We start from the raw sequence: 11395 nt of genomic DNA, 5'->3' as shown, positions 1-11395 counted from the left end.
CCGCATCGCCCTCAATGTCGTGATCAACCTCGGAGCGATAGGCCAGACCGATGCGGCCGCCCTGCCAGGGCTCGATCATCGCGCCCAAATTGAAGCCATAGGACCAGTCATCGCCTTCCAGGTTCAGGCGGCCATCCGCCTGCTGCGGCAGGATGCCGTTGGAGGCGCAGAAGCCCGGCGCCTGCGGTTCGACCTGCGACAGGCAGACCGCGCCGAAATCAATGGCGTTGGTCAGGCGGACATCGGCGTACTGCGCGCTGACGCCGGCGCCCACGGACAGCCAGTCATTCACGCGGAAACCGATGCTGGGATTGATGTCGATGACGGTCAGCTCGGAATCCAGCGCCTGATAGCGTCCCTGCCATTCGCCGTCATAGGCGGTGGTCAGGCCGAACGGCGCGGAAACGCCAAGACCCGCCCACAGGCGGCCGTCCATCAGGGGCATGACGGCGTAGAAATTGGGCACGAAAGCGTCGTCGAACGCATCGCCGCCATCGCCGCCGGTCAGCGGCGCGCCAAGGGCGTCGACCGATCCGGCGTCTTCGAACTCGCCGCGGCCGATAATGGCGTGAATGCCGGTATTGATCTGGGGACCGTCCAGATAGGTCATGCCGGCGGGGTTGGAGAATACCGTGCTGGCGTCGGAGGCCAGCGCCGCATTGCCGGAATTGGCCAGACCAACGTCGCGGACGCTGTATTCCTGGACCTTGAAACCATCGGCCATCGCGGGCCCTGCGACGGCGATGGCGAGCGCGGAAACGCCGGAAAAAACGAGGCCGCGCTTAAGATATGCAGACTGCATTGAAAATCTCCCGAAGAAAGCTTGCAGCCGGGAGAACCCGCCGAAAAAGCGGGGTGTTCCTTCGCCGAACTGCTAAAAGCATATCTTGACGCAGGCGGTCAGGCGGCGAGGCTGAGCGCGTGGCGGGCGCGGATTACGCTGCGGCGCACACAGACAAAGTCCGGTCCGGAACCGGCGGCGGAAGATTGAAATTTATGGCTGACCAATATGCCCGGGCCGAAGAATGCGTTGACGCCGCCATCGCCCGCGTCGGCAAGACCATCGTGCTGGGCCTGCCGCTGGCGCTGGGCAAGGCCAACCATCTGGCGAACGCGTTTTACGCCCGGGCCAGGACCGATCCGGACCTGGACCTGACCATCTTCACGGCGCTGACGCTGGAGCGGCCGGCGGCCCCGAACGCGCTGGCCGCGCGGCTTCTGGAGCCTATCGCGGAGCGGCTTTACCAGGGCTATCCGGATCTGGATTACGCCCGCGACCGCCGCGCGGGAACCCTGCCCCTGAATGTTACGGTGAAGGAGTTTTTCCTGCCCCCCGGCGGCCTGCTGAACAATGAGTACGCCCAGCAGAACTATGTCAGCGCCAACTACACCCATGCCGGGCGCGATATCCTGGATTCCGGCCTGAACGTGATCGCGCAGATGGTCGCCCCGGCGCCGGACGGGGGCGGATACAGCCTTTCCTGCAACCCGGACCTGTCACTGGATCTTGCGAAAGCCCTGTGGCGGCAACAGGCGGCGGGCCGGAAGGTCGCGATTTTCGGAGAAATCAACGCCGACCTTCCTTATCTGGGGAATGACGCCGCCGTGCCGGAGGACTGGTTCGACGGATTATTTGACGCCGGACGCTATACGCTGTTCCCGGTTCCCGCGCGTCAGGTCGGCCTCAGCGACCACGCGCTGGGCCTGCATGCGGCGACGCTGATCAAGGATGGCGGCACGCTGCAGATCGGGATCGGCGCGCTGGCCGACGCGGTCAGCCACGCCATCGGTCTGCGGCACACGAAAAACGATGCGTTTCGCCGGGCTGTGGCGCGGCTTCAGGGGGCGCCGGAGGCCGGATGCCCGGCGATTGGCGGCCTCGCCCCCTTCGAAACGGGGCTTTATGCCTGCAGCGAAATGGTCACGGACGGGCTGTTGCGGCTGCTGGAATGCGGCGTGCTGAGCCGCAAGGTTCATGACGCGCCCGGAGATGACGGATTTTTTCTGCACGGCGCGTTCTATCTGGGACCCGCGCGCATGTATCAGCGTCTCCGCGACCTGCCCGAAACGCTGCGAAAACGCATCAACATGACCGCCGTGACGCGCGTGAACGACCTGTTGGGCAGCGAGGCGCTGGACCGCGCGCAACGCGTCGAGGCCCGCTTTTTCAACACCGCGATGAAGATAAACGGCCGCGGGGCCGCGATTTCCGACACGCTGGAGGATGGCCGCGTGGTGAGCGGGGTGGGCGGACAGTATAATTTCGTGGCGATGGCGCACGCGCTGGAGGATGGCCGTTCGGTCATCATGCTGCGCGCGACGCGGCAAAGCGGCGGCAAGACGGTTCCGAACATCGTCTGGCAGGCCGGTGAAATCACCGTGCCGCGCCACCTCCGCGATATGGTGGTGACCGAATATGGCGTCGCGGATCTGCGCGGAAAGACCGACCGCGAAGTGGCGATTGCGCTCGCCAGCGTCAGCGATGCGCGCTTCCAGAAAGCGTTTCTCGAAGCCGCGAAAGCCGCCGGAAAGGTCGAAAAGGCGTTCGAACCGCCGGAAGACTGGCGCCGGAATACGCCTGAAACGCTCGAAAATGCGCTGAAAGACGCCGTTTCGGACGGCGTATTGCCCCCCTATCCGCTTGGAACCGATCTGAGCGCCACAGAAATTGCGCTGAAAGACGCCCTGCAATGGCTGGGCGCCCGCAGCAAAACCCTGCGCGGCCGCGCCGGGCTGTTCGCCGGGGCGCTACTGAACGGCGCCATACCCGACTGGTCCCTCCCCTATCTGGAGCGGATGGACCTGTCAGAACCGGCCGGTTTCGGCGACCGCGTACAGGCCAGGCTGATCGTTTACGCCCTGGAGCAGACCGGAGTCAGATGTGATCCCGGGGAATAACCTCCCGCCAGCTTTTGCAGACGAAGCGTGAGTCGCCTTCATAGGCGTCCAGCTCCGCGTCGATATAGAAATTGTCGCGGTCGGAGGTGAGACAGGTGCGGGTGCGGGTGCTGACGGACCAGCCCTCCCGTTCCAGCGTCCTCTCCCAGACCGTCTCACCTCGGACGGAGGTAAAGTCGCCTGTGACCGCCGAATAGGTCTCTTTCGCGTGAGCGCCGACAGTCAGGCCGATATCGTTCAGGCGGAACACGCCGCGGTCATCCACGACTTCCAGCTCGGACAGGTTTTCCGCCAGATCGCGATAGACTTTCCATGTGTGCTGACCGGGTTCGATCATGGTCATGTCCGGACCGAGCGCGCCCACCGGTTCACCCAGATCGCGAAGCGCGTTGTCGTCCTGCGGCCGGGGTTTGCGGCGGGGCAGGATCAACCGGCTGTTCCCCGTCCAGACCGTCAGGCGGGTCGATTCCGGCGGCGTCCAGGCCAACGGCCAGTAGACCGTGGAAATGGCAACCCGGATGCGGTGGCCTGCCGGGAAGGTCTGGGCAATATAGTTGAGCGGCACCTGCACCTTGTAGCGCTTGCCCGGCTCCAGCGTTTCGGGATGCCGCCGGCTTTCATGGTGGGTGAGATTGAGCAGGCCGTACGTGACGCGCGTGACCTGATGATCGGGCCGCATGTCAGACAGCCGAACGGCGACCATGGCGACCGGCTGATCGGAGGCCAGTTCCAGCTCCACGACGGGTGAGCCGAGGATCTCCACGTCCTCTTCCAGCGTATCCGTCTGGAAGATCAGGCCGCCGCCATCCTCCGACCGTTGATCGCCGGACAGGTCCGGACCCTTGGCGTAAGAACACCATTTACCCGCGAACAGACCCAGCGTGACCGGCGACTGGACGTCCAGCCCGTTTACAGCGGTTTCCGCCTCCGCCGGTTCCAGATGCCGCCCCTGACCCAGCTTGTATTCCAGAGGCTCGCTGCTGGCGGAGGGCCAGTCAGACTCCCCCACCCACTTTCCGGGGCGGAAATCATATTGCGGATTGGGCGGGGCGCTGTCCTGCATCCAGGCGCGGATCATCGGATCGTGTTCGACGCCGTTATCCTTGCCCTTCAACCAGCGGTCCCACCAGCGCACCAGCTCCGACAGAAAATCTATCGCCGGACCGGGGCGGCCAATATGGGGATAGGTATGGCCCCACGGGCCGACCAGCCCTTTTCGTGGAACGTCCAGCTTTTCCATCAGGCGGAAGACCGTATTGGTGTAGCCGTCCGCCCAGCCCGAAACGGCGAAGACCGGCACCTGAACGTCGCTGTAGTCCTCGCAGATCGAGCCATGGCGCCAGTATTCGTCGCGGCGCTGATGCTCCAGCCAGGTTTTCAGCCACAGGCCGCTGCCTTCCAGACGTTCACGCCACATCTCGCGCCAGCGATCGCCCACCAGAGCCGGATCCGGCGGCATGGTGTTGAACGAGAACATGACGGACGCCCAGGACAGATTATCGCCCAGCAACGTGCCGCCCATATGATGTATATCGTCCGCGTATCGGTCATCGCTGGAGGAAACCGAGACGATGGCTTTCAGCGGCTCTGGCTGCATGGCCGCGATCTGGAGCGCGTTAAACCCGCCCCACGAAATGCCCATCATTCCGACATTGCCGTCGCACCAGGTCTGTTTCGCGATCCAGTGTATCGCCTTCACGCCGTCATCGAGTTCCGATTGCGTGTACTCGTCCTTCAGCACGCCTTCGGATTCGCCGCTGCCGCGAATGTCCAGCCGGATACAGGCATAGCCGTGTCCGGCGAGATATTTATGGGTGATCTCGTCCCGCTCGGTCGTGCCGAAACGCTTGCGGTAGGGGATATATTCCAGAATTGCGGGAACGGGGCTGTTTCCGGAATCCTTAGGACGCCAGATCCGCGCGGCGAGGTTCAGATTGTCGCCGACCGGTATCCAGACATTTTCCTCTTCGATGATCTCATGGGGGAAATCGGTGACTGTTTTCATGCGGCCTTCGGCAGCGGTTTGATGAAGATGGGAAGAGAGTCGACGCAACGCGCATAGGCGTCTTCCAGCATTTCCTCGTCATTGCCGCCGAGGAAGATGTCAGCCAACTCGTAGCTGTAGCTGTCCTGATAGAAGAGCGTCGAAAGCTGAACGTCCTTCTGAACGTGAACATTGGCGTCGATGTCGGGCAGGATGCGCTTGAGGTCGGCCAGTTCGCTCTCGCTGGGAACGCGTTTGACGATGCCGTCGCCCTCGAAAGAGCGCAGCATGAACTTGGCCGCCACTTCATCCTTGCCCTTGCCTTTGGGCATCTCAGGCTTGCGGCCAAGCGCCAGGTCGATGGCGACCTTGTGATGAGAGGCGCCGTCCACCATGCGGAAAAGCGGCGAATGGGACTTGGATATGCGAGCGTTCACCTCAAGCAGATTCAGGTCGCCGGTTTCCGGGTTCCAGAAGAACTCGATATTGAACGGCGATCCGTCATAGCCGACCTGTTTCATGAAAGCGGCGCTGATTTTCCGTGCCTCGTCCATGACATCATCCGGCAAAACGGCCGGGTACTGGTACCGGGAAAAGCTGCTTTGATGATGGCCTTCGCGGACGGAATCCACGGCGCCGTAAATCACCGTCTCGCCATTCCAGACATAGCCTTCCAGCGTGAACTGGCGCGCCGCCGAAATTAGAGATTCGGCCACGGCGTAATTGCCGTCGATATCGCCGACTTCCTCATGATCGATTTTGGCCAGGAACTGGTTGAAAGGTTCGCCCATCAGATGAATTTTCTGCCGACAGGCATGAAGCGCGGCCGCCAGATCCTTCTCGTCCTCCACCATGAAGCCAAGCACAGAGGAATGACCTTTCACCGGCTTCAGCCAGAACGGATAGGCCGGCGCATCTTTTTTAGCCCTGTCGGGATCGAACGGGTTCAGCGCGCGAACCGTAGGCGTTTTCTTCGGGTAAAGCTTCTTCTGTTCCAGCCGCGTCCAATATTTGTGTTCGAGTCGAGCGACGGCTTCGGGTTTCGCGCCTGGCAGGCCGAAATCCTGTCGCAGTAACGCCTCAAGCGGCGTCACCGGGAAATCCAAATAACCGATAATGGCGTCCGGTTCCCCGCCATGGTCGTCAATGACCGACCGCGCCTGCTGGTAGAGGTCGTCAAAATCTATGCGGCCGCTGGGCGGCTGGACATCATCCTTGGTGAGAGCGGAGATCAACTCCCACTCTTCGGCAGCGTCCAGAGCGCGGATGAGACCAAGATTATAGTCATCCGCCCCCAGCACGAAAATCCGCTGTTTGCCGGAATTCGTATTGTTTTTCTTTGTCATCAACCAATCCGATCCGTTTCTTGTTCTTATCGATCCTTATTGGCGGCGCGAGGCCACGGGCTGGAAGAGCAGACTTCCGCCCGTTCAAGGCCCGCAGACTGAAAGGCGCGGTCAGTCGTCCAGAACGAACGTCACCAGCAGGTGGACGCGGTATTCGGTGATGGCGCCGTCGCTGACATTGACCTTCTGTTCCTTGATCCAGGCGCTCTGGACATTGCGCAGGGATTTCGACGCGCGGTCGATTCCCTTCTCGATGGCGTCCTCGAAGCTTTTCGTGGATGTGGTGGAAATTTCGGTTACGCGTGCAATCGACATGGGATCCTCCTGTCATTGTGACGTGCGGGGAGAACAGAAGCCGCGCCGCGAAGGTTCCGGCAAAGCTCAAAAAAGAGCGCGCGGCGGCGCGGTTTTGCGCGCTCCCTTGAACGCCGCCGCGTTTGGCGCGACGGTCTTCGCGCCGGCTGATCGGAGACCGGCGGCGAGATACGGATAGACTTTGATGATCGACAACGAGCCCGGCCGCGCGTGCAAGATACTGGCGACGCTGGGCCCCGCCTCCCGCAGCACAAAGGTCATCGCGGAGCTGATCCAGCATGGCGCGGACGCCTTTCGCGTGAATATGAGCCACGGCGATCACGAGACGCACGCCGAGACCATTGCCCGCATCCGGCAAGCGGCGGAGAGCCTGGGCGCGCATGTGGCCATCCTGGCCGACCTTCAGGGGCCGAAGCTGCGGCTGGGGGATCTGGACGGGGACATCGAAATTCGCGCAATGGAAAAGCGCACGCTGACGCTGGGCGAGTCCGCCGGAGGCGAGGCGCTGCCCGTGCCGCATCCCGAACTCTTCGCGGCGCTGGAGGCGGGAGACTCCGTTCTTTTCGATGACGGCGCGGTCGCCGCCAAGGTGGTTTCGGCGGACGGCGAATCCGCCGAGCTGCAATTTCTCAATGGCGGAACGCTGTCCGCCAACAAGGGGATCAACCTGCCCGGCCGGGCGCTGGATATCGGCGCGCTGACCGACAAGGATCTGGAGGATCTGGACTTCGCGCTGGATCAGGAGGTCGACTATATCGCGGTCAGCTTCGTACAGCGCGCCGCCGATGTCCGGCAAGCCAATGAGCGGATCAGGGGCCGGGCGGCGGTGGTCTCAAAGATCGAAAAACCGTCCGCGCTGGATGATCTGGAAGACATCATCGCGCTGTCCGACGCGGTGATGGTGGCGCGCGGCGATCTGGGCGTGGAGCTGTCGCTGGAGGACGTGCCGGTGGCGCAGCGGCGGATCATTCGCGCCTGCCGCCGGTCCGGCAAACCGGTGATCGTCGCCACCCAGATGCTGCAATCCATGATCGATTCGGCGACGCCCACCCGCGCCGAAGCCTCCGACATCGCCACGGCGGTCTATCTGGGCGCGGACGCGGTGATGCTGAGCGCGGAGACGGCGGTGGGGCGCCATCCGCTGACCGCGGTCGCCATCATGGACCGCATCATCGGCGCGGTGGAAGCGGACCCGGAATACGAACATTACCTGCCGCCGCTGGACATGCCCGACCGGTCCTCTCAGGCGCAGGCGCTGTCCTATGCCGTTCGAAATGCGTGCGAGGCGCATGGTTGCGATGCGATTTTCGCGTTCACCCAGTCGGGCGCCTCAGCCGCAGCCGTGGCGCGGGAGCGTCCGCACGCGCCGATTTTCGGTGTCAGCCCCTATGCCGCCGCGGCCCGCCGCATGGCCCTGATCTGGGGCGTGCAGCCCATGACCCGCCCCGCGCCGGATACGTTCGACGCAGCCATCGAACAGGCCCGCGCCCTGATGCGGGAGATCGACGATGTCGAAAACGGATTGCTGGTCGGCGGCCTTCCGTTCGGCTCCGAGGGCCGCACCAATGTTCTGCACCTGCTGAATTTGTAGAGCGGGCTAGAGCTTTCCCCGTCCTGTCTTGTTGCGCGCGCAGCGGCGGGAGCAATAGCGCACATTCTCCCAGTCCCGCCCCCATTTCTTCCGCCACGCGAAGGGGCGGCCGCAGACCGGGCAGGTCTTGGTTGGCAGGTCGCGCTTTGCGGTGGATCCCGTCATGCCGGGAGAGTTAGCGCCTTAATCGGCCCGCGCCAGATCGGTCACGATGTGGAGGCGCTTTTTCGGCCCCCGGACGCGCCAGCGCATCTGCCAGCGGTCGGCGCCGAACGCGATAAAGACGCCGGAATACAGGTCCGGCGGGCAGTCATGCCGCTGGCGGCAGAACCCGTCCGACAAATCCAGTTCGTGAAACGGGCGGCCGTCGTCGAAATGCACCGCGGCGCGGCGCGGCGTGACAAAGCCCAGTCGGTAATCGCGCCAGGCCGGGCCGCGATAGGCCCCCATCGCCAGCTCCGCGCGTTCGCGCCAGGCATGGCGCTCTCCGTCCGGCGCAATCTCGAGCACGCCGGTCATGGTCCCGGTCTGCCCCGCGCGGTGGTCGCGCATGGTCCGGTCCAGCCGCCAGCGCCCGGTGAGGTAAGCGGCAAGATCGGCGACCGGATAGGGCCCGCCGCTCACCGGTCCTTGGGGTCGATGGCGTCGCGCAGGCCGTCCCCGATGAAGTTGAAGGCCAGCAGGGTGATCATCATGAACAGCGAGGGGAAGAGCAGCAGCCACGGCTTTTCCAGATCGTCTTTGCCCTGGGAAATCAGCTTGCCAAGGCTGGTCAGCGGCTCCTGCACGCCGAGGCCCAGAAAGCTGAGGAAGCTCTCGGCCAGGATAATCACCGGGATGGTCAGGGTGGCGTAGACCACGACCGGTCCCAGCACGTTGGGCATGATGTGGCGGCGGATAATGGTGAAGCCGCGCACCCCGGCGGCTTCCGCCGCCTCGATAAATTCCTTGCGGCGCAGGGAGATGGTCTGGCCGCGCACGATTCGCGCCATGGTCAGCCATTCCACCGCGCCGATGGCGACGAAAATCAGGATCAGATGCTTGCCGAACGTCACCATCAGCAGGATGACGAAGAAGATGTAGGGCAGCGAGTACATGATATCGACAAAGCGCATCATCACATTGTCGATGCGCCCGCCGAGATAGCCCGCGGTCGCGCCCCACAACACGCCAATGACCAGGCTGACCCCGGTCGCCACCACGCCGACGGCCAGCGAAATGCGCAAGCCGATCAGCGTGCGCACGAACAGGTCGCGCCCCGTCGCGTCGGTGCCGAAGATATGCCAGTCCTCGAACGTCGGACCGATGGCGACCTTGGTGCGGTAGATCGTGTCATAACCGTGCGGCCAGAGGGCGGGACCGAAGACCGCCAGCAGGGTCATCACCGCCAGCACGATCATGCCGCCCACCGCCGCCTTGTTGCGGAACAGCCGCCCGCGCGCATCGTCCCAGAGCGAACGTCCGCGTGTCGCCGCCTTGCCGGCGATCTCCGCGCGGCGGCCGGGGATCAGCTCGAGACTCACTGGTATTTCACCTTGGGGTCCAGCACGCCGTAGAGCAGGTCCGCGAGCAGGTTCATCAGGATGATCAGCGCGGCATAGAGAATGACCACCCCCATCACGACCGTGTAGTCGCGCTGTAGCGCGCCGATCACGAATTGCCGCCCGATGCCGGGCAGCTGGAACACCTGCTCCACCACCAGCGATCCGGTCATCAGCGCCGCCAGCGCAGGACCCATATAGCTGACCAGCGGCAACAGGGCGGCGCGCATGGCGTGCCGGGTGATCACCCGCCATTCGCTCAAGCCCTTGGCGCGCGCGGTGCGGATATAGTTGGAGCGGATCACCTCGATCATCGAGGCGCGGGTGAGGCGTGAAATGATGGCGATCTGCGGCAGGGCCAGCGTAATGACCGGCAGCAACAGGTTCTGGAAACTCATTCCGCCCTGCAGGCCGCCGGAAGGAAGAACGCGCAGCCAGACGCCGAAGACAAGCGCCAGCAACGGCCCGGTGACGAAAGTGGGGATCGATATGCCGATCATGGCCACCGCCATTGCCCCGAAATCGGCCGGACGGTTCTGACGCAGCGCCGCCGCGACACCCAGCCCGACCCCGAAAACCATGGCCAGACACAGTGACGCGACGCCGATTGTCATGGAGACGGGGAAGCCCTCAGCAATGATTTCCGTCACCGTCTTGTCGCGGTATTTCAGGGAGGGGCCAAGATCGCCGCGAACCACCTTTGAGAGGTAATCGCCGTACTGGGCGATCAGCGGCTTATCCATTCCATAGGCGGCGCGGATATTCTGTTCGATGGCGGCGGGAAGCTGCCGGTCCGTGTCGAACGGGCTTCCGGGGGCGGCGCGCATCATGAAGAACGCGATCGTAATGATCACGAACAGGGTGGGGATTGCGATAAGCAATCGCCTGAGCGCGTATCGCAGCATGTGTTGAAAGCAGCCCCGGAAATGTCAAAAAATCGTCGCGGACCCTTCCACGGTGATTTTGAGCCTGTCAATCTTGCCGCAACCAACCTTTTACAGCGAGCGACAACCCATGTCCGATTTCCGCCGACTGAGCGATTCCTTCTCCGCCTCGCCGCAACTGGCGAAGGCCGATTTCCAGGCCGCCCGCGACCAGGGCTTCGCGATGATCATTAATAATCGTCCAGATAATGAAGAGCCCGGCCAGATGAGCAGCGCGGAAGCGCGCGCGGAGACCGAGGCCGCGGGCCTGGCCTATGAGTCGATCCCGATGGAGCCGGGTCAGGTGACGCCGGAGATGGTCGCGAAGATGGGGGCCTGCGTGGAGAACGCCGGCGGGCCGGTTCTGGCCTATTGCCGCTCGGGAACGCGCTCCACCATGCTGTGGGCGCTCAGCCAGGCGGGGAGCGGAAAGATGGACGCGGAGCAATTGTCCGGCGCCGCGCAGAGCGCGGGCTATGATCTGTCGCCGCTCAAGCCGCAGCTTGAGGCGATGAGCGCGCAGGCGAAATCCTAGTCCTCGGCGCCACGCAGTTCCGGGCCGATGGCGACTACCACTTCGGGCGAGGCGGCGCGCGTTCCTTCCGGCGCGCCGTCCCAGCCGAACGCGACAGCGCCCAGCTTGAGGCCCAGAAGCGTGACGAAAGCGATCGCGGCCATAAGCCCGATGCGCGAGGTCCATTGAAGCAAGCGTATCATTCCGGCCCCCTTTTCTGTCCCATAACGGTTGCCGCCGGCAAAGCGCCGCAAGTTTCGGACCGGTTAATTTTTCCGCCTGC

At 63.6% G+C, this 11395-nt stretch carries 12 protein-coding genes; 3 read left to right on the top strand and 9 right to left on the bottom strand.

Annotated elements, in window-relative coordinates; all coding sequences use genetic code 11:
* Positions 1 to 802: OmpP1/FadL family transporter (locus L338_RS15330; RefSeq protein WP_022699289.1), on the bottom strand; the 802-nt coding region annotated here is incomplete at its 3' end.
* Positions 803 to 996: 194 nt separating this feature from the next.
* On the opposite strand from L338_RS15330, the gene L338_RS15325 reads away from it, so the two are divergent.
* Positions 997 to 2898 (top strand): acetyl-CoA hydrolase/transferase C-terminal domain-containing protein, encoded by a 1902-nt coding sequence (locus L338_RS15325; RefSeq protein WP_027068603.1) that lies wholly within the window; start codon positions 997 to 999, stop codon positions 2896 to 2898.
* Here L338_RS15325 and L338_RS15320 read toward each other — a convergent pair.
* The 3 genes from L338_RS15320 to L338_RS15310 all read right to left on the bottom strand — a co-directional run bounded on the left by L338_RS15320 (position 2876) and on the right by L338_RS15310 (position 6543).
* Positions 2876 to 4903, bottom strand: coding sequence for a CocE/NonD family hydrolase (locus tag L338_RS15320; protein ID WP_022699287.1), 2028 nt, complete (start codon positions 4901 to 4903; stop codon positions 2876 to 2878). The genes L338_RS15325 and L338_RS15320 overlap by 23 nt on opposite strands.
* The gene (locus L338_RS15315) at positions 4900 to 6228 is read right to left on the bottom strand and encodes an ATP-grasp domain-containing protein (protein WP_022699286.1); all 1329 of its coding nucleotides are present in this window, start codon (positions 6226 to 6228) and stop codon (positions 4900 to 4902) included. Before L338_RS15315 ends, L338_RS15320 begins: the two co-directional genes overlap by 4 nt.
* 111 nt (positions 6229 to 6339) lie before the next feature.
* Positions 6340 to 6543, bottom strand: a complete 204-nt coding sequence (locus tag L338_RS15310) for a dodecin family protein (RefSeq protein WP_022699285.1) — start codon at positions 6541 to 6543, stop codon at positions 6340 to 6342.
* Between the two features lie 184 nt (positions 6544 to 6727).
* Here L338_RS15310 and pyk point away from each other — a divergent pair, with 184 nt between their 5' ends.
* Positions 6728 to 8134, top strand: a complete 1407-nt coding sequence (gene pyk / locus L338_RS15305) for a pyruvate kinase (RefSeq protein WP_022699283.1) — start codon at positions 6728 to 6730, stop codon at positions 8132 to 8134.
* 6 nt (positions 8135 to 8140) lie between these two features.
* On the opposite strand, the gene L338_RS17155 is transcribed toward pyk, so the two are convergent.
* Genes L338_RS17155 through L338_RS15290 form a run of 4 tightly spaced genes read right to left on the bottom strand, consistent with a single transcriptional unit; the run spans position 8141 to position 10580 of the window.
* Positions 8141 to 8299, bottom strand: coding sequence for a DUF2256 domain-containing protein (locus tag L338_RS17155; RefSeq protein WP_081639670.1), 159 nt, complete (start codon positions 8297 to 8299; stop codon positions 8141 to 8143).
* Positions 8300 to 8317: 18 nt separating this feature from the next.
* On the bottom strand, positions 8318 to 8758 hold the full coding sequence (locus L338_RS15300) for a DUF6314 family protein (RefSeq protein WP_022699282.1): 441 nt from the start codon (positions 8756 to 8758) through the stop codon (positions 8318 to 8320).
* Complete coding sequence (locus L338_RS15295; protein WP_422110950.1) at positions 8755 to 9663, bottom strand: ABC transporter permease subunit; 909 nt, start codon at positions 9661 to 9663, stop codon at positions 8755 to 8757. Before L338_RS15295 ends, L338_RS15300 begins: the two co-directional genes overlap by 4 nt.
* Positions 9654 to 10580, bottom strand: a complete 927-nt coding sequence (locus tag L338_RS15290; RefSeq protein WP_022699280.1) for an ABC transporter permease — start codon at positions 10578 to 10580, stop codon at positions 9654 to 9656. Before L338_RS15290 ends, L338_RS15295 begins: the two co-directional genes overlap by 10 nt.
* A gap of 109 nt (positions 10581 to 10689) precedes the next feature.
* Between L338_RS15290 and L338_RS15285 the strand changes: the two genes are divergently transcribed.
* Positions 10690 to 11133, top strand: a complete 444-nt coding sequence (locus L338_RS15285) for a protein tyrosine phosphatase family protein (RefSeq protein ID WP_022699279.1) — start codon at positions 10690 to 10692, stop codon at positions 11131 to 11133.
* Here L338_RS15285 and L338_RS15280 read toward each other — a convergent pair.
* Positions 11130 to 11315 (bottom strand): hypothetical protein, encoded by a 186-nt coding sequence (locus tag L338_RS15280; protein ID WP_033311637.1) that lies wholly within the window; start codon positions 11313 to 11315, stop codon positions 11130 to 11132. The genes L338_RS15285 and L338_RS15280 overlap by 4 nt on opposite strands.
* Between the last annotated feature and the right edge of the window lie 80 nt (positions 11316 to 11395).

Origin of the sequence: Euryhalocaulis caribicus, from assembly GCF_000412185.1 — a bacterium.
Lineage (GTDB): Bacteria > Pseudomonadota > Alphaproteobacteria > Caulobacterales > Maricaulaceae > Euryhalocaulis > Euryhalocaulis caribicus.
This window is presented reverse-complemented; position numbering and strand designations above follow the sequence as displayed.

Excerpts from the sequence above, each read along its gene's own strand:
- L338_RS15290 (WP_022699280.1), bottom strand. The coding sequence starts at position 10,580 with ATGCTGCGATACGCGCTCAGGCGATTGCTTATCGCAATCCCCACCCTG.
- L338_RS15315 (WP_022699286.1), bottom strand. The coding sequence starts at position 6,228 with ATGACAAAGAAAAACAATACGAATTCCGGCAAACAGCGGATTTTCGTG.
- L338_RS17155 (WP_081639670.1), bottom strand. The coding sequence starts at position 8,299 with ATGACGGGATCCACCGCAAAGCGCGACCTGCCAACCAAGACCTGCCCG.
- pyk (WP_022699283.1), top strand. The coding sequence starts at position 6,728 with ATGATCGACAACGAGCCCGGCCGCGCGTGCAAGATACTGGCGACGCTG.
- L338_RS15285 (WP_022699279.1), top strand. The coding sequence starts at position 10,690 with ATGTCCGATTTCCGCCGACTGAGCGATTCCTTCTCCGCCTCGCCGCAA.
- L338_RS15320 (WP_022699287.1), bottom strand. The coding sequence starts at position 4,903 with ATGAAAACAGTCACCGATTTCCCCCATGAGATCATCGAAGAGGAAAAT.
- L338_RS15280 (WP_033311637.1), bottom strand. The coding sequence starts at position 11,315 with ATGATACGCTTGCTTCAATGGACCTCGCGCATCGGGCTTATGGCCGCG.
- L338_RS15325 (WP_027068603.1), top strand. The coding sequence starts at position 997 with ATGGCTGACCAATATGCCCGGGCCGAAGAATGCGTTGACGCCGCCATC.
- L338_RS15310 (WP_022699285.1), bottom strand. The coding sequence starts at position 6,543 with ATGTCGATTGCACGCGTAACCGAAATTTCCACCACATCCACGAAAAGC.